This window comes from Companilactobacillus musae (assembly GCF_003967595.1).
Taxonomy (GTDB): Bacteria; Bacillota; Bacilli; order Lactobacillales; family Lactobacillaceae; genus Companilactobacillus; species Companilactobacillus musae.
Genome location: NZ_BIFW01000002.1, coordinates 327,331 through 351,802, shown reverse-complemented (window position 1 = coordinate 351,802; position 24,472 = coordinate 327,331). Strand labels below are relative to the sequence as shown.

Sequence of the window (24,472 nt, the reverse complement as noted above, 5' to 3'; positions counted from 1 at the left end):
TTTTTAAAAAAGAAAATTTGGTATCGATACCAAAATGGAGGAATTTTATTATGACAGTAGTTTTAGCAAGAATTGACCAACGTTTAATTCACGGATTGATTGTTAATCAATGGGCACAAGCCTTAAAGGTAAAACGTTTCATGGTAGTAGATGACGAGTTAAGTACTAATGAAGCCATTAAAGTAAGTATGAGAATGTCTAAGCCAGCCGGCACAGGAATGTCAATTATTGATACACAGAAGGCTATTACTAATTTCAATGCTGGAAAATATGATGCACAAAGAGTTTTTGTTTTAGTTAAAGAACCCGAAACGTTAATTAAGCTAATTGAAGGTGGAGTGGATATTCCTAAAGTGGATTTGGGAATTATCTTTAATGAAGATGGTCGTAAACCGGTATCTAAATTTGTTGCCTTAAACGATAAGGAACGCCAAGATCTACAGACAATTCAATCTAAAGATATTCCATTAGTTATTCAATATGTTCCAACAGACAATGAAGAAACATTCAATGCTTAAAGGAGACTGTAAATCATGTCAGGAATTAATCTTATTCAAGATATACTTATTGTTATTTTAGCGGCATATATGACTATTGATCAAAATGGTTTAGTAATTATGTCATGGTTCCCAGTGATTGTTGGTACGATAACGGGAATAATTATGGGAGATATGACAACAGCCTTAACTATTGCTGGTACCTTTCAATTGATGATGTTAGGAGTTGCTGCTCTAGGTGGTGCATCTGCTCCTAATTATGGATTAGCTACAATTGTTGGTATTTTCGTAGCTGTTAGAACAGGAACTGGTATTAAGTCAGCCATTGCGGTTGGTTTGCCAGTGGGACTATTGGCAATTCAATTAGAAGTTGTTGCTAGAATTATTGTTAATTTTCTTGCACATAGAATGCAAACAGATGTTAAGAATCATGATTTTAAAAAGATGCAACACGAAGCTTGGTGGGGTCCAGCATTGTTCAGCTTACAAACTGGATTACCTGCGATATTGATTGTTTTCTTTGGACCAGATGTAGTTAAATTCATTCTTCATGTTGTACCTAGCTGGGTAACAGATGGCTTGACCGTTGCCGGAGGAATGTTACCAGTTGTTGGTGTTGGAATGTTGTTAAGATACATGCCAGTTAAAAAATTTCTTAGTTATATAATTGTTGGATTTGTTTTAGCGGCCTACTTAAAGGTCGGAGTTTTAGGTGTAGCTTTAATTGGTTTTGCTGCTGCATATTGGTACTTCATTAGTGAATCAAAGAAAGTTAAAGAAGCTGCCATAACAACAAATGTACCAAGTGATGATGAAGGAGACGATTACGATGAGTGATGAAAAAAAGACTAAATTAACTAAAAAAGATCGTCGACATGCTGCGGTTCGTTATAATTTTATGGCATGTAATATTTTTAATTACGAATCACAAATGGGACCAGCAGTTGCTTGGGCATTGGCACCAGCTTTGAGAAAAATTTATCCCAACGATGACGAATATCAAATGGCATTGGAAAATCATTTCAATTATTACAATTCAACAACTGTTATGTCGTCATTGATTTTGGGTGCTTCTCTAGCTATGGAAGAGCGTGATGGAATTGGTGCTAAAGATGCTGTCCAATCACTAAAGACCAGTTTGATGGGACCATTAGCCGGAGTTGGTGATACTTTAGTTTGGGTCCTATGGCCAACCATTATGGGTTCAATTTCTGGATATATGGCCTTACAAGGAAATCCATTAGGAGCTATCGTTTGGTTTATTGCCAATATAATCTTTTGGTTCGTAAAACTAAAAATGTTCGATGTAGGTTTCACTTCGGGAACTAAGTTAATTACTTCTTTAGGTGAAAGATTAAATATCTTTACAGAATCAGCATCTATTGTTGGTTTGAGTGTTGTTGGTGCGTTGGTTGCAACTGTTGTAAAAATTTCAATGCCAGTTGTATTCCAATTTGGAAAAGTTAAGTTGAATTTACAAACGGGTGTATTTGATAAAATCATGCCAGCATTATTGCCCGCTTTATTGACGCTTCTTATTTATCATTTATTAGGAAATAAAAAATGGACACCAACTAGAATTATTTTATTAGTTATTGCGATTTCATTAATCGGTACATTCTTTGGAATCTTTAAAGCATAGGAGAATTTAAAATGGCAAGAAAAATTATTTTAGCATCACATCATAAATTAGCTACGGGATTAGCCGATACTTTGAATTTTATTTCAAATAATGCCGCTGATGTAACTGACTTGTCAGCTTATATGGATAATCAGCCAGTTGATAAGCAAGTTAAAGAATTAATGAGTGGTATTTCTGATGATACAGAAGTTATTATTTTGACTGATATGCTAGCAGGAAGTGTTAATCAACAATTCTTTAATTACCGAAATCGTCCACATACTCATATTATTAGTGGTATGAACTTGCCATTAGCATTGGCAATTGCACTGGAACCACAAGATCATGAGATAACATCAGATAGAATGGAAGAATTAGTTAAAGAAGCTAAGGATGCCATCGTGTATGTTAATGAAATGAAGGTGGAAGTAGATGACGACGATGAATGATTCAGAGTGGTGGCGTAAGAGTGTTGTCTATCAAGTTTATCCAAAAAGTTTCAATGATAGCAATGATGATGGTATTGGTGATATTCCAGGGATTACGGAAAAATTAGACTATTTAAAAGAATTAGGTGTCGATATTATTTGGTTAAATCCGATATATAAGTCGCCACAAGTGGATAATGGATATGATATAAGTAATTATCGTGAAATATATTCAAAATTTGGAACTATGTCTGATTTTCAAACGTTGTTAAAGGAAACTCATAAAAGAAAAATGCGTTTGATTTTGGATTTGGTGGTCAACCACACTTCGAGTGAACACCCTTGGTTTAAAGCCGCAAAGAGTAGTAAAGATGATCCACATCATGATTACTATATTTGGAAAGACGGCGATGGTAAGAAGTTACCTAATAATTGGGGCTCATCCTTCGGTGGTCCAACATGGGAGTATGTTGACAAATTAGGACAATATTATTTACATTTATTTGCCAAACAACAACCAGATTTAAATTGGGAAAATCCTCGAGTAAGACAGGAAGTGTATAATATTATGCGCTTCTGGTTAGAAAAAGGTGTCGATGGTTTTAGAATGGATGTAATAAGTCTTTTGTCTAAAGATCCAGCCTATCCAGATGGTCCAGTAATTCAAAATAAAGCATATGGTAGTTACTATAAAGGAGCCGCTAATGGTCCCAAGATTCATGATTACTTGCAAGAGATGAATCGTGAGGTTTTGAGTAAATATGATATCGTGACTGTTGGTGAAACTCCACATACAGGTATTGATGATGCTGTAAAGTACACTGATGCAAAGCGTCATGAGTTAAATATGGTTTTTCATTTCGATCATATGCATTTGGATTATGACGAAAATGGTAAATTCTCAACTAAACGTTTTAAGTTGTCTGAATTGAAAGAAGTCTTTACCAGATGGCAAAATGGTATGGCTCAACATAACGGTTGGAACAGTTTGTATTGGAGTAATCACGATCAGGCTCGTCCAGTAACTAGATTCGGTGCTGATGATAGTGAATGGCGTACACAATCTGCCAAAATGTTAGGTACTGTTTTACACATGCAACAAGGAACACCTTTTGTTTATCAAGGTGAAGAATTGGGTATGACCAACACTAGATTTACTTCGATTGAAGATTATCAAGATATTGAAACCAAGAATATTTATCATGACTTTATGGAAAATAAAAAATTAGGTTCTGATTATACGATGAAATCAATCTATTTAAAGTCACGTGATAATGCTAGAACGCCAATGCCTTGGTCTCAAGCTGAGAATGCTGGTTTTACCAAAGGAACTCCATGGATAAAGTTAAATCCTAACTACAAAGAAATAAATGTTCAGGATACCTTGAGAGATAAAAACTCTGTCTTCTACTATTATCAAAAATTAATTAGTTTGAGACATACACTACCAATCATTACGAATGGTAAATATGTTTTGTTAGATAAGGATAATGAAAGTACTTATTCTTACTTACGCGAGAGCGATAAACAAGTATTGTTTGTTGCTGGGAATTTTACTGCAGATAAACAGATTGTTCAAGTTCCTAGTTCATTAAGGGAAAAAGATAGTCAGTTGATTATTAGCAATTATGAAACTGTTGAAAATAATAATTCTACTCAAATAGAATTGCCTCCATATGGAGCAGCTGTTTACTTATATGATAAAAAATAAAAAGCTTACCGAAAGGTAAGCTTTTTGAGTACAAAAAACCTCACTCATTGGGATATGGGTGAGGAAAACGACTGTTGGTTTTGTATTAGTCAAAACTTTTAGGTTTGGAAATGTTGCAAATTAGTAAGTGCGGGAAGGCACTGGCTGGATTTTTGTAAGAGGTGAGGTTCGTCCTTCCCGCAAAACAAGTATAACTAAAGTAAAACTGATAATGCCAACCTAGTTTGATATAAAGAGATATTAAACTGGTGATTATTCAGTATAAATGGCCTTGAGTTTATTCAATTTGTTCTTATCAATTCCTAAAGCAACGTTTAAGTAATTTTCAAAGCTTCCATAGTAATGATCGATTGCTTTAAATACCGAAGTGATACTATCTAAATCACCTTGAGTCATATTCATGCGATTAATATCTTGGTTACCATCTTTGTCGTTTAAGGTTTTCTCAATGGTATCGGTATTTTCATACATCAGATTAGTTAACAAATAGTCTTTGGTGATGATTTCATCATCTACACCTAAAGCTTTGAGAATCAATAGAGCCCCAATACCAGTTCGATCTTTACCAGCGGCACAGTGGAATAGTAACGATTGTTGATCTTGGTCATTGTTCAATAATAAATCAAAAAAGATTTTATAAGCTTGTTGTCCATGAGTATCAAGAACCACACTTTGGTAAATCATTCCTAAATAGGAATAACCATTTTGATTAATAATACCGGCTAGTTTGTCGCCATTGCCTTTGAGCGGATAAACGGGATCTGAATAAATTTTATAAAAATCAGAAGTAGTATCGGCCCAAGTCTGTTGTTCGCTGTTAGAACGGAAATCAACGACATAACGTAAACCATAATTTTTAAGGTAGCTTAAAGAATTGCCTGTTAAGTTACTTATATCCCCTGAACGTAAGAGTTTATTATATTTAATTGTTGTTCCATCCTTAGTGGGATATCCACCAAGTTCACGTAAATTTATTGCACCTTCGAGATTTAATATGCGTTTCATTTTTTGTCCTCCCCGGGTCGTTGCGTATTTTAGGTCATTAGAAGTAAAATAATAATTAAGGTGATTTATGGTGAAAAATAAACTTTCAATTATTATGACAGCTTATAACGTAGCTGATTATATTTCTAGCACGATTGATTCAGTGATTGCTCAAACTAATCAAGATTTCAATTTAATTATTGTGGACGATTGCTCTACAGATCAAACCCAGAAGATAATCCGTTCTTATGAAAAGAACTATGATTGGATCTCTGTTATTTGCCACGAACAAAATATGGGTGTCTCTTCATCGAGAAATACAGGTTTAGAAAAAGCCGATGGTGAATTGATTACTTTTATTGATGGTGATGATTGGGTTGAACCTGATTATGTTGAACATTTTATTACTATATTTGATGATCAAGATGTCGATATGGTCACATGCGGATTTTTTAATGAGAGTGAAAATGGCAAAGTAAAGAATAAAATTGCCAAACGTCAGACATCTATTGTTGGTCGCGATGAGGCAGTTAAACAAATTATCAAAATGACTGGCACCGTTATGGGTTATACATGGAATAAGGCATATGTACGTTCCATTATTGAAGAAAATAACCTTTCGTTTCCGACTGATCTTGATTTAATGGAAGATCAAGTTTTTAACGTAGAATATGCGACTGCCGCTAGAAAGTTTTATCTTGATAATGTGCCACTATATCATTATATTTCCCGCAAAGGTAGTATCACGCAGAAGTTTGCAATGGAAAATGTTCGCGATGTAGGTGTAGCCAGAATGAAAGTTTATAAGACAATTCGAGAAAGCACTCGAAATGAGAAAAACCAGATTTAATATATATATTAATAGTGGGTAGGGTCAAGCAGAGTGCTTGGCTTTTTTTATGCCATACTTAGAATCACAGAGATATTCAGTTAAAGTGTAAGGATTCCGTCCTCCGCAACAAAGAAAATTGGACTGGAACGTAGTGGGCACGACTTGGAGCCTCTTGGCTTTGCCAACAGTCTTCAAGCTCGGCCTTCTACTAACCTTGCTACGCAAACTAAGTAGAATTTCACTACTGAGCCCATTTTCTTTGTTGCTCCGGACTATTTTATTATCTTGATTGCTTAGATATCTTAAATCTGGATAATGAAGTTTTAATTAAAAATACTAGAAATTAGAATCTAGTCGTCCGTGAAATCTCTGTGCCCACCACGTTCCAGCGTCTACAGAGATTTCACGGATGACGGCATTTTTAAACATACTCAGTTAATATTAGTTGCAACTGGAATGACTGCCTAAAAAGTACCCACCTAAGAATACATTTTATGTATATTTTATGCTTTCAAAAATATTTTGAAAAAATTTGAAACTAGCCATTGACTGTAACGTGACGGGACAGTTTATAGTATTTAATTGTTGAGAGATAAATAAATTAATACAAAAACAAAGGAGTTTTTAAATATGAAAGCAGTCGTAATTAGTCAAGCCGGTGGTCCAGAGGTTCTTAAAATAGTTGATCGCCCAATTCCGGAAGCAACCGATGATCAAACTGTTATCCACATCAAGGCATTTGCCGTTCATCGTTATGAAGTTTTAACTCGTGAAGGTGGTTCACCTTCTGTTAAATTTCCAAGAGTTATTGGTGTTGAAGCTGTTGGTGAAGTTTATCAACCTTCAAAGAATAGTAAATTAACTAAGGGCCAAAGAATTCTAGTAGTTAACGGTGGTTTTGGTCGTGCCTTTGATGGTAGTGAACAGCAATATGCTTTAGTACCTGATGAAATTATCCATCCCGTTGATTTTGATGGTTCATGGGCAGAATTTGCCAATTATCCAGAAACATTCTATACAGCCTTTGGTGCTTTGAAGACAACTAAGTTGCATGCTGGACAAACTTTGTTGGTTCGTGGTGGTACAACAGGTGTTGGTATGGCTGCAATGGTTTTAGCTAACGCTATGGGTATTAAGGTCACATCAACAACAAGACGTGAAGAACGCCGTCAAATGTTATTAGATATGGGTGCAACTGATGTTGTGATTGATAAAGATGGCAAGTTGCAAACTGATAAAACATATGATGGTTTTCTAGACATGGTTGGAGCTCCGGTCGTCAGTGATTCATTGGGACATGTTAAACGCGGAGGATATTACACTACTATTGGTTTACTTTCTGGTGAATGGATCTGGAAGAACTTTGATCCGTTTGAAAATATTGGTGGTAAGTATGTTACTGCCTTTGATGGTGTAGATATTAGCGATGAAATTATTAATGAAATGTTCAAGTTGATTAATGATAATCACTTAACAATTCCTATTTCTAAGGTCTTTAAACTTGATGATATTCAAGCAGCTCAAGAATATATCATGAAACATGATCGTCCTATGGGACAAGTTATTGTTACAACTGACTAAAATATTTCAAAAAGCACTTATTAAGAAATTCAGGTACGTAATTTGTATCGTGAGTTCATAATAAGTGCTTTTTTTGAATTCGAAAAATTTTTTTTAAAATAAAATAATCCTTTAAACAGGCTTTTAGCATATAATTTAAATAAGTAAAAAGACAGTTTAAAGATAATTGATATTATTATATTTTTGTCAAAGGGGGTTAATGATGACTAAAGATAATGAACAAAAGTTACCTAAAAGTTTGATACGAATAATCGATGTCACGATGGAACTGTTACAAGGTAATAAAATCAATTCAGAGAATATTGCTAGTTTATATAATGTTAACAAACGAACTATCTATCGTGACTTACAAATTATTCGAGAAAACCCCATTTTCAATGCCAATTATCAAATGGAATTCGATTCAAAACAGAAAAATCATTTCGTAACTACTGACGGTAAAATCAACACTAAAGAGATTTTGGCAATTATTCAGATCGTCATGGGATCCAGAGCTTTGTCTAAGTCAGAATTAGATGGAATTATTAAGCATTTGCGCAAATTAGTGGTCACGAAAGACCAATTTAAAATTGATAAGTTGTTAAAACGAGACTATTTACCAGTAAAAACTAGTGGAAAGTTGTTAGAACATATAGGGGATTTTACTGATTTTATCGAGTCACGAACGGAAATTGAGTTCACTTACCAAGGAAGTAGACCCGATAGTGATAATCAAAGGTTACGTCGGGGAGTGCCACTGAGTTTATACTTTTCTAATTTTTATTTTTATACCGTAATTTTTTCTGAGACAAAGGGATCCCGAGTTTATCGGTTAGATCGAATTCTTAATTATAGGGCTTTGGAATCAACAATAAGTATTCCACGTGAAAAATGGGCGGATGGTGCTTCGGTTCGTAATTTTACTTATCTTTTGAATGGCGGGCGTAAAAGTTACTTTAAAATAAAATATAGCGCGTATCCATGGACGGCTTTAGATAAACTGCCTAATTCTAAAATAGTTAGTCGAGAGCCTGATGGATCCGTTATTATAGAGGGATATTTATTTCTTCAGGGGTTAAAGTTTTGGGTGTTGAGCCAAGGAACTTTTGTTAAAGTTTTAGAACCACATTCATTGATCGAAGCAGTAAAAAAAGAATTACAGGCTTCATTAGATCAATATAAATAACACGTATAGGGGGGAACTGTTGATGCGTAAGAGTATCTACGTTAGGTTCAGTGCTATTTTTTTCGGCTTCTTTTTGAGTTGGGCAATCAGTTACACGTTGATCACCATTTGGTTTAGTCAAATAATCCATTTGAGCGGTGCTAGTATCGGTTTTTTGTTCAGCGTTAATTCGGTTTTCACGATGTGTTTACAACCGTTGTACGGATACCTTTTGGATAAGTTGGGCGCACGTAAGAATATCTTGATTTTTTTGTGCGTCATGTTGGTCCTGACAGGACCTTTTTTCATGTACATTTATAAACCACTGTTACAAAATCACTTTTTATGGGGTGCAATTGTAGGTGGGATATTCATCGGTGGCAGTTATTTGGCATCAATGGGTGCAGTTGAATCATATGTTGAAAAAATTAGTCGTAAATATGATTTTGAATATGGAAAAGTCAGGATGTGGGGATCATTGGGAACCGCATTAGCTGCGTTTTTTGCTGGTCGAATTTTCAATTTGAATTCTGATTTTAATTTTTGGATCGGTTCAGCTACGGCAATAATTGTCTTAGTTATTTTGTTAACGACAAAAGTTGACGTGACCGATGTTGAGTTAGAAACGTCCGAAAGTGTTAAAGTCAAAGATATTTTTGAACTTTTTAGATTGAAAAATTTCTGGATCTTCGTGATCTTTATCATTGGTATTAGTACAATGTACACGATTTATGATCAACAATTTCCACGTTACTTTGCTCGTCAATTCGTTACCGTTGCGACTGGAAACCAGATGTACGGTTATATGAATTCACTGCAAACATTTTTAGAAGCTGGAATGATGTTTTTGGCACCTAAAATAGTTAATAAATTTGGTACTCGTAATTCAATGCTACTAGTAGGAGTATCTTTAGCAACAAGAGTGCTTTTAACTAGTATTGTGGCTGGTCCAGTCATGATCACAATAATTAAACTGATCCAATCCTTTGATATGCCATTAATGTATATTGCAATATTTAAGTATATTAATCTTAACTTTGAAGCTAGGTTGTCATCAATTCTTTACCTGATAGGGTACCAGTTTATTTCGCAAATTGGAGTTATAGGCCTGTCGACGAGCATTGGTAAAATGTACGATTCTCTAGGGTATAGAATGGCATACATGTATTTAGGACTTTTGATCAGTACTTTTGTTGTAATTTCCTTTTTTACTCTCAATAAAGATTCGTGGACATCCAATGCTGACTGAGCGCTTTAAAATTAGGTGTAGATTTTGAATTTTCGAAAAAAGAACAGAATTTATTAAGAAATTCAGGTATATTGCTTGCCCTGAATACTTAATAAGTTCTGTTCTTTTTATTATTTGATTTTAGAAATAGCAAATTAACAAAGTAATACACTAGTCCAGCCCAATTTTCTTGTTGTGGAGGACGGCATATTTAGCAACCCTTTTAATTTAACCTGCGACCATCGACATTAATATCGGATTCATCATCAAAATTCCAAGCAATGTTGTCAAAATCGGTAGTTAAATTGTTAGTTAAAAAGGTGCTACCAAAGATATCGACTTCAGAATTATTTTTGACAAATGAAAAAGTAGTACCGGTAGTTTTTGAATATTCGCCAACATAGAAAGAACTGTAGCTTTCATTACTGGCCGCATCAATAGTCAAGTTATTAAATGATAGAGAAGAATGGTCCAGTAAACAAATGGCGTAAGAAATAAAACAATCCTTGAGAAGAGATTTAGAATTTTTTTCAGTCAGAAAGTAAATAGAAGAGTTATCCGCAAATAACTGACTATCCTCCAGTTCGATACTGGGGACGTTACCCTTATTAGTGGAAAATACCTCAGAGTTTTCCAAAGATATGAATGAATTTTTGGCGTAGATCGTATTCCAACGATTGGGAAATGAATGATTGATCACGACGTTAGTACCATAAAACTTTGAGCCATCGAAAAGCGTGATGGCATTGCTAGACTCATCGTCGAAGTTCACTGATAAGTTTTTCAAAAGTAAGGTTTTTTTAACAACGAAACCACAATTTAGACGAATGTCGTCAGGATCGTTTGATTTTCCCATAATGGTTAAAGTTTTTTTAATCGAAATATAAGGGGTCGGAGTTTCAGGAAAGTATTCGCCTGGAAATAATTCGATGGTGTCATTATCGGTGTAATTATTAATTGCCTGAGCCAATTCAGCCGTATTTTTGACCATAAATGTTTTCATATCAGTACCTCCAACGTTTTGATAAATCAATTTTAACAGTATTGATTGTCACAATATGACATTTCAATGTTTTGGAGGATATTATTTTATTAAAAATTAGCCTATAATCAAAATAGTTGAATAATCATGTAAAATCTGAGGTAAATAATGTTAAAAATAAGTGAAATGGCAAAATTAGCTAATACGACTAGGCGTACTTTGATTTTTTATGATGAGCAGGGAATTTTCCTACCTAAAAAAAGGACCGATAGAGGTTATCGTTATTACGATTATGAACAACTTTACGATTTGTTATTTATTTTAGGGATGAAAAATTTAGGCCTTCCCTTAGAAAAAATTAAAGAACTTCAAGATAAACCGAGTGAAAAAGTCATGGATGAATTATTGAATGTTCAGGAAGCAATCGACGATAAAATCGGTGAGTTATCCAAAGTTCAATCGGTGGTATCTCGGAAAATCTCAGAAAATTCAGGTTTGATAGCTGAACCATATGAACCAGTTTTAACAAAGCGACCTAAAGTAACATTTTGGTGTTCTAGGGAATCAGTGTCCTGTACTGAAGAAGAGATTGCTGAATTATTTGCCGAATTTTATCAACAATTGGATAAGTTGGCTTTAATGGATGGCAATCAATCGGGATTTTTGACAGATTTACCAGATGCTGATTCAAAAGCTTATCCTGATGCTTCTTTTAGAGTTATTAAAGAATCTTCAACAAATAATAGTGGTAAGGCGATGCCTAAGATTGAAAAGTCAGCTGGGGTATATGCGGTAATTAAAGTTGAGAATAGTACCGCCGGGGTATGTCGTGGATTAGATAAATTAAATTATTTTTGTGATGAGAAACAATTAAAAATAACAACCGATATGTGGCAAATGAATGATAGTAGTGCTTTAACTAATCGTGGTGGATCAGATTACTTATGGTTAGAGTATCTAGTAAAAAATAAGTAAGAAGGAAAAAATTTAAAATATCATCAAGTTGAGGTCAGTTTAAAATGGAAGAACAGATGAATATCAGTGAGCGGACACTTGATATTTTAATGAATATGCTACAAGGAAAAAGCTTTGACATTAATTTAGTTAAAGAACGATACGGAATATCTGAGCGAACATTCAAACGTGATTTAAAAGTTATTCGTGAGAATGAAATTTTTAAATCTAAATATGCAATTAATTACGATGCTCTAAAAAAGAGTTATAGTGTTAGCAATAAAGGAAAACTTGAACCAGAAGTGGTTTTGGCAATTTTGAAGATTCTGATTGGTAGTACGGCACTTAATAAAGATGAATTAGACACGATTGAGGAACAATTATTAGGTTCGATTGCTACTAAGGAGCAAGATAAGGTAACCAAATTATTATCTACTACTAGTGAGAATTATATTCCTGTAGTCGATAAACCAATCTTGCCATGGATCAAAGACTTTGCACAATGGATTGTCGAACGAAGAAATCTAGCCTTTGTCTATACTAGTAGTGTTACGACAACTGACCATACCAAAACACGTGAGGGTGTGCCGCTAAATATGTATTTTGCCAATCGCCATTTTTACGTGATGATGTATATGATTGAAAAAGACAAAACTTTTGTTTACCGTTTAGATCGTTTTAAAAAAGTTGAACCTAAACGGATAACAAAAGTTCCAGCTGATAAAAAACCCGACGAGGGTAAGATGTTAAATCAGACTTACATGTTGGGTGGGGGAAACTTCATTCATTACAAATTCCGTTATCATAGTAGTAAAGCAGTAGCCTTGAATAACGTGCCTAATTCCCATTTGTCTAAAGATGATGATCCAAATGACGAAGATTATGCAATAGTTGAAGGAGATCTTTATTCTCAGGGAGCGTTGTTTTGGGTTTTAAGTCAAGGTCCACAGGTAGAAGTTCTTCAACCAGAGTCTTTGATCACAAAGTTAAAAGATAAATTGAAAGAAACATTGAATAAGTATGAAGATTAGTTAATATTAGCAAGGATATTTTGCTTGCTAGTATTTTTTTGTCTAAAAATTTGATTAATTTTAGATTTTACTCCTAGATGACATATTACGACATAGCGTGATGTTATCTTTTAAATTGAAAGTTGTGTATAAAGGTATGTCACTTTAATAAAAGGAGTAAGTATAAACTGATGAGTAAAAAATATAGTAGTCGTGAACGGATTATAGATATGTTTCTACAGATGTTGGACGGGGGAACGATTAACTATAAAGATGCCATGGAAAAATACATTATTTCACTGAAGCCAATCCAAGTTGATTTTAATATTATGCGAAGAATAGCCTCTGAACGTTTTCCAGAGTTAGAATTTTATTATGATCCTATTCGAAAAGTTCATGGAATTAAAAATCATGGCAAGATAAGTTTTGGAGCAATAGTCACCATTTTGGTTGCTATGGCGGGAATGAAAGAGCTAACGAAATCAGAAATAAGAGAAGTTGCGGATAGTTTGAGTTTGTTTGTGGCTGATGATAAAAAATCAAGTTTAAAAAAGGTACTTAATAAGTTACTTCATGACTATGATTTATCAGTTAAAAATGGTGATTTGTCTGAAAAAGTAGGTGTCTTATGCGACCACAGTTTGGACAAAAGAATTATTAGTTTTACTTATCATGAAAAAAACAAAACTACTGTTCAAGAATACGAAGGGGTTTCGTATACGGTTTATTTTAATAATGAACATTTTTATGCAGCAATTTACTTGATCAACAAGAAAGAAAGTCGATTATTTCGTGTGGAAAACATTCAAAAAATTACTGTCAAAAAACATTCCTTTACAATACCCGCAGTCGCCAAAAATGAGTTGGATGAATTACAAAATAATATCCCACATCATGATTAAACTAATGCTATAATAATTTCATCTTGGGGAGTTGCAGGCGATACCCAGTCCAAACATTGCCGTTGATGGGAAAGGAAACATTATGAGAATAAATGTTTTACAACATACTCCTAACGAAGGTCCAGGAATGATTCAAACATGGTCACAGGAACATAATCATGAGATGTTTATTTATCATCCTTATCAATTTGGGTATCTACCAACGGCAGCTGAAACCGATATGTTAGTTATTCTTGGAGGTCCAATGAGTCCTAATGATGACGTAGCTTGGATAAAACAAGAACGTGATTTGATTCAACAGTTATTGGATCAAGATAAGCCAATCTTCGGCGTTTGTTATGGAGCTCAACAAATTGTTAAGACAATGGGTTATCAAGTCACAAAAGCCCCTGCTAAAGAAGTCGGTTGGGCACCAGTTTATCGACGCGATGTAAAGATCTTGGATATTCCGGAAGAACTTCTAGTTCTGCACTGGCATGAAGAAATGTTTGAGATACCTGAAAAAGCTCAATTGTTATTCTCAAGTGATAAAGTTGAGAATCAAGGTTTTATCATGAATCATCGAATCGTTGGTTTGCAGTTTCACTTAGAGCCAGCAGCGGATAATGTTAGAGAAATGGTCGTTAATGATTTTCCTTACTTACAAGGTTCAGTTTTTAACCAAACGGCAGAAGAAATATTGAATACTGAAGTATCGGTTAAGAATAAAGAAACATTGGATAAATTGTTGAATTATATTACTGAATAAAAATTAAAAAGCCATAATTATTAGTTTGATTGCTAATAATTATGACTTTTTTTTCGAAATGAGCTCAATTGTCATATTATGACACAGGATAATTGTAATCTATAGGTAGTAGTAGGGGAACGTCTATGTGAGTTATGAATATGCAGCTTGCAAGAAGATATTCTCTGATTTTAAAAAATTGGAATTGAGGAAAATGTGATGACAACTAATAAAGAAATACGCGATCAATTACTAGATATACATACTAACTTTCATAAGGATGAGAATAAGCCAACTTTTGCTAACGAAATAAAAATGGATAGTTTTGCTTCATTTTTAACCTATAAACAATTCTTACCAAATAAAAAGCAAATTGAATCTGATTTTAAAGATGAGTTAGAGAAAGATGAAGATAGTAACTTTCTACCTAACAATTTGTTTGAAAAGTATCATTATGATTTTAATTTTGATGAGAATTTCTTTGCTGATAAATCTATGGGTGGTGAAGGTGACAATGAGTTCAATAATAATGCTATGTTTGTTGCTATGAATGTTGCAGCACGTCCAGAAGGATTCAGTATAGAAGGATGGAAAAACTTTCATGACCAAGAGAATATGTCGAGAGACCCGCACATACTGAAATTAAATCTTGAAGTTAACGATCTTATGTTTAGAGGATGCTACTTAACTGATGCTATAAAGAGGGTAACGGATAGTAATTCTTCTAATGTAAAGAATGATTTCTTTGCCGACAATAGTTTGACCAAATGGTCTTTTACAAATGATTCCGATGATATGAATGACAATCTTAGAGCTGAAAAATACATGGAATTGGATGAACGAGAAGCAAAGAATTATGAAAAGAAACATACTGGGAAGAAATATGAACATAGATTTGAGTCAACGAAGGATGCTTTGAGAAGTGTTAGACAGAACAGAATCATTTTTTATAAGTCAGCTAATATTTTTGCTGAAGAATGGAAGACCGTAAAGCCAGAAAGAATAATATCATTAGGTGGTACTTCTAAAAAATTATTAGAAAGAATGGTGGAAACTGAAGTATTTCAACAATATCCAGGATTGTGTAAAATGGTTGAAGAAAGTATTCAAATAACTCATTATTCTTATAGATTAAACTTCAAAGATTTTTATAATAGATATGCTGATAGTTTAATTGATCAAATTAAGTAATTCTTTTTTTGAAGGAGATATAACTTTGACAAACAAAATCTTATACATCCACGGTATGGGTGGAGACGTCACTGAAGCACAACGATTTGAAGAAAATTGCCCAAATTACGATATCATGGGTGTCGACTATAATGAATATCTCCCTTGGGTCGTTGCCAAAAAAATTCGTGCTTATTACGATGAAGTCAAAGATGATCCGGTGGCAATAATTGCTAATAGTATTGGTGCTTATTTTTCAATGTTGGCACTACAAGATCAGTCGCTTCAACAAGCTCTGTTTATTTCCCCATTATTGGATATGGAACAGTATATCCTATCTAAAATGCAACAAGCAGGAATTACGGAGAATGAATTGCAAGCAAAAGGTGAGATAGAAACAGACCGTAAAGAAATTCTATCTTGGCAGTATTTACAGTATGTTCGTGAACACCCTCTGGATTGGAAAGTACCAACTGAGATTTTGTATGGTGAAAAGGATGATCGAATTCCTTTAGTTACGGTTAAAAAGTTTGTCAAAGAACATCGAGCAGGTTTAACGATAATGCCTGAAGGCGAACATCGTTTCCATACACGAGTTCAATTGAATTTCCTCAATGAATGGATGAAAAAAGTAATCAAGTAAAAAAGGTATTCCTAGATTGTAAAATCTTAGGAATACCCTTTTGTTAGTTATATTAAATTTTTTTCTTCAAGTGATAAGGAATAACGCTCTTATCAGTGTCTTTAACTTTTGATTTTTCGTCTTTAGCAAAGTAAACGGCAAAACTCTTATTATCGGATACATCTTCAGCAATTACTAGGGATGATTCGTAAGGATCTTTTGCTTTGTAGATTTGTGCTCCACGGACTGCCTCGCCATAGTCTTTTGAGTTGGCAATTGCATCGCCGGGATTAAAAAATACCATTTCGTCCATAAGTAACACATCCTTTCTCTTTACCATCATTATACAGTTTTGTGAGTAAATAAAGGAAAGAATAACTCAACTTGTCTAGCTTTTATTAAAAGGTCTTCTCGGCTATACTATGACATATGGAGGTGGCGTATGACTAACGTTGAGGATTACATTAAACAAAATATTTTTGGCAAACCCCAATTAAAACCTGATGAGAAAAATAAGTTTTTGGGAAACTTTGCCGAGAGGGTTGCGATTGCTTTGACAATTGCTCAATTGAAGAATGATGATAATGTCGAAACGGTTGAAAGCGTTATGAAAAAATATCCACAATATCATCTGTACTTAAATGGAAAAATAGATTCATATATACTGGATAAATACCTCCGTTTGAGTGTAAAATTAAAGTATAAGTTTACGATAGTTTCACAATCAGGAATGCGGAATCGAGATCGTGCATTAACAGATAATGACATGGGCTTGGTCATCGCTAATGAGGGAAAACCTATTGATAAACCAGTGCTTATATAATTTTGGAGGACAAATATGTCTAATAGTACATTAGATAAAATTGCTTTACTTTCTTTAAATGGTAACAAACCATTAGCTAAGAGAATTTCTGAATATATGGGAATTCCATTGTTAGATGCTTCAGTATCACACTTTAGTGATGGTGAGATCAATATCCAAATTAATGAAAGTATACGTGGAAAAGACGTTTATATTATTCATTCAGTTTCAGATCCTGTTAATGATAACTTTATGGAATTGATGATTGCCGTTGACGCTTTGAGACGTGCTAGTGCTAACACAATTACTTGTGTCTTGCCATACTTCGCTTATACTCGTTCAGATAGAAAGTCTCGTTCAAGAGAACCTATCTCAGCTAAGTTGTTTGCAAATATGTTGGAATTAAATTCAGTTGATCGTGTAATTGCACTTGATATGCATGCTGATCAAATTCAAGGATTCTTTGATATTCCAGTTGATCATTTGCGTGCTATGCCTATCTTTGCTAGTTACTTTGAAAAGAGAATCAAAAACCCTGATGAATTTGTTTTCGTCGCTCCAGATCACAACTCAACTAAACGTGCTCGTGCTTTAGCTGAAGTCTTTGGTTCACAAATTGCTATCGTTGACCAAAGATCAACTGAAGATGACAACGTTGTTCCTGATATTATCGGTGATGTTGATGGTAAACAATGTGTTATTGTTGATGATCTTATTGATACAGGTACTAGAATGATCAATAGTGCTCAAGCTGTAAAGGTAGCCGGTGCAAAGACAATTTCAGCCGTTGCTACACACCCAATCTTCTCAAAAGATGCTGCTAAGAGATTAGAGGCTTCAGATTTGATGCAAGTATTGGTTTCAGATTCAATTATTGTTCCTGATGATTGCCAATTTGATAAATTGAAGATTTTATCTGTTACTGATTTAGTAGGTGACGCTATCCGCATGACTGAATCAAATGAATCAATTGATTCATTGTTCCAAGTTCGTGATAGTTATACAGAAATTAAATAGAACAAACTTATGAATATTAAGGAAGTCTAGTGCAATGACCATTTTTAGTGGTTGTGGCGCTAGGCTTTTTTTAATACATAATAATGGAAAAAATAAATATTTGTTGTTACAGTAATTGTACTTGAGGGAGGTATTTGTAATGAAAGTACTTATTATTGGAGCACATGGAAAAGTTGGCCGTTTATTAGTAGATGAATTGCAGACAAGAAAGATTGATTTTGTGGCTGGTTTGCGTAATCAGGAACAGATCGAAGCCTATCAAGCTGAGAATATCCCTACACAATATATCGATTTAACTGCTCCGGCAGCTGAAATTAAAGAATCAATTTCTCAATCTGGAGCTGATACGATTGTCTTTTCAGCTGGTGCTGGTGGCGCTGGATATGATTTGACAATGGAAATTGATTTGGATGGTGCTATTAAGACAATGGTTGTATCCCAAGAACTTGGTATCAAACGCTATATCATGGTCAGTGCCGTATATAGTGATGATCGCAGTAAGTGGGATGCTTCTGGAATTAGACCATATTATATTGCTAAACATTATGCTGACAAGTATCTTCGTGGAACAGATTTGGATTATACAATTGTTCACCCTGGTACTTTGACGGATGCTACTGCTACTGGAAAAATAAAAATCCAAACAAATCGTGAAGGTGGTTCAGTTTCAAGAGGCGATGTAGCTAAAGTTATTGCCCAGACTATTGAAACTCCTTCAACCATCAAACGTGATTATAATTTTGTTTCTGGTGATGAAAAGATTTCTGAGGTAGTTAAATAATAAAAAAGAGCCTATCCTTCGGTGGATAGGGCTCTTTTATTTTTGATAACATATTCATTTTGATTTTTAAAATTAGGTAAGATCTTGTTTTTAAGTTCGTCATTTTCAAAAATAACTTCATCATAGGGATGATTTTTTAAATAGTTGGCAACTTTATTGGTGAAATAATTAAAGGTAAATAGATTTTGTTTATGAGATTTTTTGAGAAATTTCTTTATAAATGAATTCAATAAATTGTCACTAACTTTTATATAATTTGGTATTTCGATAGCTTTGGTATTAGCGGTATACCAAATTTTCTGTTTCCCAGGAGTGAAAATAACTACAGTTTCGTTAACATAAGGGATCTTTTTGATATCTAGCGCAACAGCGATGATTTTCTTTGCCATTTTTCCGACTCCTTTCTCATTGTTCAAATGCATCTTATCATAAGAAAAATTATAATTTGTAAATAATGTTTGATGATTTTATGAAAAATAGAGTGGAAGTTAAGTTCCTTAGCATTTTGGAACTATATACAATCTGTCTAACTTATTCAGCAACGTATTCGAGAATATCACCAGGTTGACAATCAAGGACTTGGCAGATTTTTTCTAGTGTAGAAAATCTAATAGCCTTGGCTTTACTGGTTTTGAGAATAGAGAGATTAGCTTGAGTGATACCAACTCTTTTGGAGAGTTCAGTAACACTCATTTTTCTTTTTAGTAATAAAAGATCTAGGTTTATTTTGATCATGAGTTACCTCTAAATTGTTAATTCATTTTCTTGTTTAAATTGGATAGAGTTGATGAGGATTTTTTCCATAACGGAAATAAAAGCAGCAATGACTAATGGAATAAAAATAATACCTAAAGCAATAATAATAATTCCGGGGGCGTCTGCTTGGTCCGCGGTGTAGTAGACAAAAGGAAGGATGCCCATTAAGACCACGGTGCCAGTGATAAAAAGGTAACGAATAGTTTTAACTAATTTGAGGGCTGTTGTGGTAAAGAATTTATGAGTGTCAATTAGTCTAAAAATTTTAAAGAAACAGAAGCTAATACCCAAAATTACTAGGACGGCCAAATATAAAGAAATTATCGTTGAAATTTGTAATCCGAAAATAGAATGATCACGAATTGAAGAGATTAGGTCCATAGTTAATGTGAAGGCAAAGAAAGCGACGAAGGCGTCTATAATCAGTGTGACGATTTTTAAAAGAGTTGTTTTGATTTTCATAAGTTATTCTCCTCGTATATTGATGTTATTTTACTACTCAATATATCGATAAACAATATATTTATATTGAATATTGATATATATTATTTTGAGCATTGTAATTGCATCACTTAACAAATCATTCCATAATGTAGTAAAATCTCAAGGCAAAGAGGTAATTGTATATGAAAGATAAAGTACCGAAAGTGACACTGAGATTATCAATTATAGTATTAGTTTTGATAGCCATAGTTCTTTATTTTCTAAATCAACCTAACGCTATTTTGGCATTATTTGCGGTAGTGGTTTTGTCGATAATTTATTTGTGTGGCATGGAGAAGAACCACGAAATTTTTATGCGACATCGAAGACGATATTAAATATTCATAAGATGTGTTAAAAAAGATACTTCTAACGACTGGTTAGTGGTATCTTTTTTACGTAATGCCTTAATATTTCTTTGATAAAGGAAGATGGAGTGATAATATAATTTTTGTTATATTTTTATAGGGGGAACATATGAAGTCTAAGCGCGTAATTTATATTGATGTAATACGTGTTGTTGCTATGATCTTAGTGGTCTTGGCGCACTCGTGTTCATTTAGAATCGGTAATCCGGACGGTTCGTTATCTTGGGGAGGATCGAACGTTATCGTTGGGATTACTGAAGTAGCTGTACCAATGTTCTTTATGATCAGTGGTGCAACTATCTTGAATAGTAAGAAAACTTACAGTGTAAGTTATTTATTTAAACACCGTTTAGTACGAGTCGTCGTACCATTTGTTTTGTGGTCGATAATTAGTGCTTATCCAGGTAGTAAAGTTGATGGTGTCTTTAATCTTCATCAATTTATGGTGACAGTCGCCTTGATATTCCATCAACCGGTATTGATTTCTTATTGGTTTATTTATTCTTTATTTGGATTATATTTGATTTCACCATTTTTAAAACTATTAGTAGACAAGATGGATAAAAGTTTATTGAACTATTTATTGTGGTTATGGATGGTTATGAATGTCTTTTTACCAGCTGTTGTTCAATTTACACCTGAAAGAATTGGAAATATCTTTAATCTTTACAGTATGGCGCAGATCATTTTGTCATCATATTTAGGATATTTTATTTTGGGATATTTAATGACTAAGGACGTCAAATTAAAGGCTACTCAACCCCAATATTTAATCTTGTTATTAGTTCTATTTGTGATCAAAGTAGTGGTTAGATTTATTCCATCACACAGTCCTCTGTTTTTCCTTAATATTGTTTCACCATTGACTACACCGATAATTTCCACATTACTATTCCTTATTTTAAAAGAACATGAAGGAAGATATAGTAATGGATTTTTAAAAGTCATCGAGTTTATTGCACCATTAACTTATGGAATTTACTTGATTCATGGACTTGCTATTAATGTTGTAGTCAAATTTGTCAATTCGGCTAATTACCTTGGAGTATTCATAATTGGATTGATAATTTCAACAGTGATAATTTATGTATTACATAAGATTCCAATCGTCAAAAATCTTTTGACATAAGAGTACATTTAGTATGATTTTTCCTGATTTTAAAAATTATAAAGTTTTATTTAAGTTTTTTAAAAAAAGAAGATAAAAATATCTTCTTTTTTTCTTTATTCCTGATATGCTAAAGGTGTGTAGATATATATATAAACTTATCAGGGAGATATGTATTATGAAAAAAGCTAAAATGATGGCTTTAACTGGTATTTTGTTATCAAGCACCATCTTAGGGGCAAATACAACAGTTGTAAAAGCCGCAAGTACTCCAACTATTAACGTTGATAAGAGTTCAATTGCTAATAACGTAATTCAAGTAATTAATGAGTTGTTGAATTCAGGTTCAACTGCAAGTAAGGTTAACTCTCAAACTTCATTTTCAGATTTGAAAGATGGAGCAACTATGGACGTAACACCAATTTTTGGTGAGAAGTCAGATGATGCCTACGCTAAAGCCTTGCAAGGTGAATTGAATATTGTTGATTCAAACCAACAACTAGTTCCAATGACAGTTGTAACAAGACCAGATAATGGTTTTGTTTCAGAAGTTAGTTACACGCTTGATGGAACAACTAAGAAGGTTAATGTTAACTATAAGTTTGCTAAACCAACTGTATCATTCAATAATAATCAAGTTATGAACTTTAAAAAAGGCGAAGATATATCAATAGCCACTGATCCTTCGTCTGTTAGCGTTAATACCACTAATGGTACAGATCCTAAAGGTAACCCAAATGAAACAAACGTAAAAATGTCTGCTAAAGACGGCCAAGTTAGGATTACACCAAGTGACTCATATAAAGAGGGAATTCCTGCTACAAGAACTGTGAAGATTTACGATACTCCTAAATTTGATTCACTTAATACAAAAACTGTTACATCATCGGATGACTTGGATATCCCAACATTTTTAACAGATAGTGCAGGGAATAACTACTCCGTTGTGAAGACTGATGGTGGTACAGATGGCGCTGTTAAATATACTGCAACGGCAATTGATTCAGCCGGAAAAGCAGTTGTTGATTCCGGAACTAATGAAGATATAACATTCAATTCCGATGCAATGACAACTAAAGTGGATGCCGATAATGCATATCCAATTGTTTCTTATAAAGATATAAATTCAGGTAAAGTTATCGGTACTTATGCTCCAGCTGTTAAAAATCCAGCTGCCACAGTACCAGTTAGTGCCATCGATATTGAGAACAATAAACCAACCGGTACTAAAATCACACAATCCCCAGTTGAATTTGATGCTACAGTAGCTAACCACACAAAGACATACTATGTAACTAAGAATGCTGATACTAAAGTTAACTTTGTTAACATAATGGATGGAGAAAGTGTTGGTACAGATAAGATGAGTGGTAATAATGGTGCAAAAGCTGTATTACCAAAGGTCCCAACTGATTATGAACTTGTTGATTCATCTGATACTATTCAAACTCTTAATGCTGACCAAAAATCAAAAGATATTTATGTTAAACCTAAGGCAAGTAGTGAAAATAGTTTGAGCTACACTGTAACCTTTAAAGATAAGACAACTGGCAAGACAGTTGGAACTGAAGTGAATGGAACAGGTGATCTTGGTACATATGTAAGCCTAACTGCTCCAGAAAATTATGCTTTTGCATCAATTCTCGATAATGGCTTCATTCTTTTGAAGAATAACCAAACTGTAACTAAGTATGTCGTTGCAGCTGATACACCATACAACATTTCTTATGTTGACCAAGATACTGGCAAAGAAGTTGGTACTCAAGCTGGTAAGGGTGCTGATGGTTCTAAGATTGTTCTTAAATCACCAGATGGTTATGCTTTTGTCAATGCAGATGATGTGAACTATGAGATTGACAAGGATACTCCTAATGCTACAATCTATGTTCAAAAATCAGACCAAACTGTTGATAATATCGTTGCCGGATATCCAAAGAATGGCGATATTAAGATTTACAATGAAAAAGGTAAATTGAATAAAGATGTTGTTCTATCAGAAGGTTCAGATTGGATCATCGACAAGACTTTGACAATCAATGGCGCTGAATACTATCGCGTTGCTACAAATGAATATGTTAAAGCTAGTGACGTTTATAAATACACACCATTACAAACTGTTGCCGTTACAAATGGTGATAATGTAACTCCTGTTTACAATACTAAAGGTCAATTGATCATCGATCGTGCTCTAGATGTTAATACTCCTTGGTATACTGATCGTTCAGCAACAATCAGAGGTAAAAAGATGTATCGTGTTGCCACTGATGAATGGATCAAAGCATCTGATTCAACTCTTAAATAATTTTAAAAATTAGTTCTAAGTAAAGGGTTAACCCTCTACCTAGAACTTTTTTTATACTTTTTGTATCCGATTTCACAAAAGAGTACACTTGAAGATAAAGTAAGGAGGCAAAATAAATGCGTAAAATGATTAGAATGTTGATTGTGGCAATGTTGGCTGGATTGGTTGTCGCGATTATGACAACTTTGCATATGAATGGAATTGTTCAGAGTTTAGTCTATATAGTTTTGATAGCTTTAGTCGTTTATGCAATTGCCTTGATTATGAGAATGGATAAATGAGGACAAGATTTATGGATAAAAGTATGTATGGCATGATCATGGGGGTAATTGTTTTTATAGTCATTTATACCCTAAGTGTTTTAAAGGTTAACCAAACAATAATTGGTGGAGCCTTAGTGGTGGCAATAATTTTAGGAACAATTGTATTGAAAAAAATTAAGCCTAGACAATAATCAAAAAA

28 protein-coding genes are annotated in these 24,472 nt (G+C 33.8%); 22 read left to right on the top strand and 6 right to left on the bottom strand.

What is annotated here, in order from left to right; all coding sequences use genetic code 11:
- The first annotated feature begins 50 nt into the window (after positions 1–50).
- Genes LAB100_RS05385 through LAB100_RS05365 form a run of 5 tightly spaced genes read left to right on the top strand, consistent with a single transcriptional unit; the run spans position 51 to position 4,257 of the window.
- The gene (locus LAB100_RS05385; protein WP_119325565.1) at positions 51–518 is read left to right on the top strand and encodes a PTS sugar transporter subunit IIB; all 468 of its coding nucleotides are present in this window, start codon (positions 51–53) and stop codon (positions 516–518) included.
- A gap of 15 nt (positions 519–533) precedes the next feature.
- Complete coding sequence (locus LAB100_RS05380) at positions 534–1,334, top strand: PTS mannose/fructose/sorbose/N-acetylgalactosamine transporter subunit IIC (RefSeq protein WP_119325566.1); 801 nt, start codon at positions 534–536, stop codon at positions 1,332–1,334.
- Positions 1,327–2,139, top strand: a complete 813-nt coding sequence (locus LAB100_RS05375) for a PTS system mannose/fructose/sorbose family transporter subunit IID (RefSeq protein WP_211321935.1) — start codon at positions 1,327–1,329, stop codon at positions 2,137–2,139. The genes LAB100_RS05380 and LAB100_RS05375 overlap by 8 nt, the downstream gene beginning before the upstream one ends.
- A gap of 11 nt (positions 2,140–2,150) precedes the next feature.
- Positions 2,151–2,567, top strand: a complete 417-nt coding sequence (locus LAB100_RS05370) for a PTS sugar transporter subunit IIA (protein ID WP_119325567.1) — start codon at positions 2,151–2,153, stop codon at positions 2,565–2,567.
- Positions 2,560–4,257 (top strand): glycoside hydrolase family 13 protein, encoded by a 1,698-nt coding sequence (locus LAB100_RS05365; protein WP_162894169.1) that lies wholly within the window; start codon positions 2,560–2,562, stop codon positions 4,255–4,257. The genes LAB100_RS05370 and LAB100_RS05365 overlap by 8 nt, the downstream gene beginning before the upstream one ends.
- Positions 4,258–4,509: 252 nt before the next feature.
- Here LAB100_RS05365 and LAB100_RS05360 read toward each other — a convergent pair whose 3' ends face one another.
- A complete protein-coding gene (locus tag LAB100_RS05360; RefSeq protein ID WP_119325569.1) occupies positions 4,510–5,262 on the bottom strand; it encodes a tyrosine-protein phosphatase in 753 nt (250 codons plus the stop codon).
- Between the two features lie 67 nt (positions 5,263–5,329).
- Between LAB100_RS05360 and LAB100_RS05355 the strand changes: the two genes are divergently transcribed.
- The 4 genes from LAB100_RS05355 to LAB100_RS05340 all read left to right on the top strand — a co-directional run bounded on the left by LAB100_RS05355 (position 5,330) and on the right by LAB100_RS05340 (position 10,047).
- Positions 5,330–6,091, top strand: coding sequence for a glycosyltransferase family 2 protein (locus tag LAB100_RS05355; protein WP_246001258.1), 762 nt, complete (start codon positions 5,330–5,332; stop codon positions 6,089–6,091).
- A gap of 612 nt (positions 6,092–6,703) precedes the next feature.
- Complete coding sequence (locus tag LAB100_RS05350; RefSeq protein ID WP_119325570.1) at positions 6,704–7,654, top strand: zinc-binding dehydrogenase; 951 nt, start codon at positions 6,704–6,706, stop codon at positions 7,652–7,654.
- 202 nt (positions 7,655–7,856) lie between these two features.
- Positions 7,857–8,819 (top strand): helix-turn-helix transcriptional regulator, encoded by a 963-nt coding sequence (locus tag LAB100_RS05345; protein WP_162894149.1) that lies wholly within the window; start codon positions 7,857–7,859, stop codon positions 8,817–8,819.
- A 22-nt stretch (positions 8,820–8,841) separates the two neighbouring features.
- The gene (locus LAB100_RS05340; protein ID WP_211321936.1) at positions 8,842–10,047 is read left to right on the top strand and encodes an oligosaccharide MFS transporter; all 1,206 of its coding nucleotides are present in this window, start codon (positions 8,842–8,844) and stop codon (positions 10,045–10,047) included.
- A 202-nt stretch (positions 10,048–10,249) separates the two neighbouring features.
- Here the strand turns inward: LAB100_RS05340 and LAB100_RS05335 are convergent, their stop codons facing one another.
- Positions 10,250–11,029 carry a hypothetical protein gene (locus tag LAB100_RS05335; protein ID WP_119325573.1) on the bottom strand — a complete coding sequence of 260 codons (780 nt, stop codon included), beginning with the start codon at positions 11,027–11,029 and terminating at the stop codon, positions 10,250–10,252.
- Positions 11,030–11,176: 147 nt separating this feature from the next.
- Between LAB100_RS05335 and LAB100_RS05330 the strand changes: the two genes are divergently transcribed.
- From LAB100_RS05330 to LAB100_RS05305, 6 genes are all read left to right on the top strand, one after another.
- Positions 11,177–11,983 carry a MerR family transcriptional regulator gene (locus LAB100_RS05330; protein WP_119325574.1) on the top strand — a complete coding sequence of 269 codons (807 nt, stop codon included), beginning with the start codon at positions 11,177–11,179 and terminating at the stop codon, positions 11,981–11,983.
- A 44-nt stretch (positions 11,984–12,027) separates the two neighbouring features.
- Positions 12,028–12,993: a helix-turn-helix transcriptional regulator gene (locus LAB100_RS05325; RefSeq protein WP_119325575.1), complete on the top strand. Its 966-nt coding sequence runs from the start codon at positions 12,028–12,030 to the stop codon at positions 12,991–12,993.
- A gap of 170 nt (positions 12,994–13,163) precedes the next feature.
- The gene (locus LAB100_RS05320) at positions 13,164–13,874 is read left to right on the top strand and encodes a WYL domain-containing protein (RefSeq protein WP_119325576.1); all 711 of its coding nucleotides are present in this window, start codon (positions 13,164–13,166) and stop codon (positions 13,872–13,874) included.
- 82 nt (positions 13,875–13,956) lie between these two features.
- Positions 13,957–14,622: a type 1 glutamine amidotransferase gene (locus LAB100_RS05315; RefSeq protein ID WP_119325577.1), complete on the top strand. Its 666-nt coding sequence runs from the start codon at positions 13,957–13,959 to the stop codon at positions 14,620–14,622.
- A 198-nt stretch (positions 14,623–14,820) separates the two neighbouring features.
- A complete protein-coding gene (locus tag LAB100_RS05310; protein WP_119325578.1) occupies positions 14,821–15,792 on the top strand; it encodes a hypothetical protein in 972 nt (323 codons plus the stop codon).
- Between the two features lie 25 nt (positions 15,793–15,817).
- Entirely contained in the window at positions 15,818–16,414 is a 597-nt protein-coding gene (locus LAB100_RS05305; RefSeq protein WP_119325579.1) for a prolyl oligopeptidase family serine peptidase, read from the top strand.
- A 52-nt stretch (positions 16,415–16,466) separates the two neighbouring features.
- On the opposite strand, the gene LAB100_RS05300 is transcribed toward LAB100_RS05305, so the two are convergent.
- Positions 16,467–16,706 (bottom strand): hypothetical protein, encoded by a 240-nt coding sequence (locus LAB100_RS05300; protein WP_119325580.1) that lies wholly within the window; start codon positions 16,704–16,706, stop codon positions 16,467–16,469.
- Positions 16,707–16,835: 129 nt separating this feature from the next.
- On the opposite strand from LAB100_RS05300, the gene LAB100_RS05295 reads away from it, so the two are divergent.
- The 3 genes from LAB100_RS05295 to LAB100_RS05285 all read left to right on the top strand — a co-directional run bounded on the left by LAB100_RS05295 (position 16,836) and on the right by LAB100_RS05285 (position 18,993).
- On the top strand, positions 16,836–17,216 hold the full coding sequence (locus LAB100_RS05295) for a YueI family protein (RefSeq protein ID WP_119325581.1): 381 nt from the start codon (positions 16,836–16,838) through the stop codon (positions 17,214–17,216).
- A 15-nt stretch (positions 17,217–17,231) separates the two neighbouring features.
- The gene (locus tag LAB100_RS05290) at positions 17,232–18,212 is read left to right on the top strand and encodes a ribose-phosphate diphosphokinase (protein WP_119325582.1); all 981 of its coding nucleotides are present in this window, start codon (positions 17,232–17,234) and stop codon (positions 18,210–18,212) included.
- Between the two features lie 139 nt (positions 18,213–18,351).
- Positions 18,352–18,993 carry an SDR family oxidoreductase gene (locus LAB100_RS05285; protein WP_119325583.1) on the top strand — a complete coding sequence of 214 codons (642 nt, stop codon included), beginning with the start codon at positions 18,352–18,354 and terminating at the stop codon, positions 18,991–18,993.
- A gap of 11 nt (positions 18,994–19,004) precedes the next feature.
- On the opposite strand, the gene LAB100_RS05280 is transcribed toward LAB100_RS05285, so the two are convergent.
- From LAB100_RS05280 to LAB100_RS05270, 3 genes are all read right to left on the bottom strand, one after another.
- Positions 19,005–19,382 carry a hypothetical protein gene (locus tag LAB100_RS05280; RefSeq protein WP_119325584.1) on the bottom strand — a complete coding sequence of 126 codons (378 nt, stop codon included), beginning with the start codon at positions 19,380–19,382 and terminating at the stop codon, positions 19,005–19,007.
- Positions 19,383–19,524: 142 nt separating this feature from the next.
- Positions 19,525–19,728 carry a helix-turn-helix domain-containing protein gene (locus LAB100_RS05275; RefSeq protein WP_119325585.1) on the bottom strand — a complete coding sequence of 68 codons (204 nt, stop codon included), beginning with the start codon at positions 19,726–19,728 and terminating at the stop codon, positions 19,525–19,527.
- Between the two features lie 9 nt (positions 19,729–19,737).
- Positions 19,738–20,211 (bottom strand): DUF2975 domain-containing protein, encoded by a 474-nt coding sequence (locus LAB100_RS05270; protein ID WP_119325586.1) that lies wholly within the window; start codon positions 20,209–20,211, stop codon positions 19,738–19,740.
- Positions 20,212–20,709: 498 nt separating this feature from the next.
- On the opposite strand from LAB100_RS05270, the gene LAB100_RS05265 reads away from it, so the two are divergent.
- The 4 genes from LAB100_RS05265 to LAB100_RS11545 all read left to right on the top strand — a co-directional run bounded on the left by LAB100_RS05265 (position 20,710) and on the right by LAB100_RS11545 (position 24,464).
- Positions 20,710–21,729 carry an acyltransferase gene (locus LAB100_RS05265; protein WP_119325588.1) on the top strand — a complete coding sequence of 340 codons (1,020 nt, stop codon included), beginning with the start codon at positions 20,710–20,712 and terminating at the stop codon, positions 21,727–21,729.
- A 157-nt stretch (positions 21,730–21,886) separates the two neighbouring features.
- Positions 21,887–24,010 (top strand): SLAP domain-containing protein, encoded by a 2,124-nt coding sequence (locus tag LAB100_RS05260; RefSeq protein ID WP_162894150.1) that lies wholly within the window; start codon positions 21,887–21,889, stop codon positions 24,008–24,010.
- A 116-nt stretch (positions 24,011–24,126) separates the two neighbouring features.
- Positions 24,127–24,291 (top strand): hypothetical protein, encoded by a 165-nt coding sequence (locus LAB100_RS11550; protein ID WP_162894151.1) that lies wholly within the window; start codon positions 24,127–24,129, stop codon positions 24,289–24,291.
- A gap of 11 nt (positions 24,292–24,302) precedes the next feature.
- Complete coding sequence (locus LAB100_RS11545; RefSeq protein ID WP_162894152.1) at positions 24,303–24,464, top strand: hypothetical protein; 162 nt, start codon at positions 24,303–24,305, stop codon at positions 24,462–24,464.
- Positions 24,465–24,472: the final 8 nt, after the last annotated feature.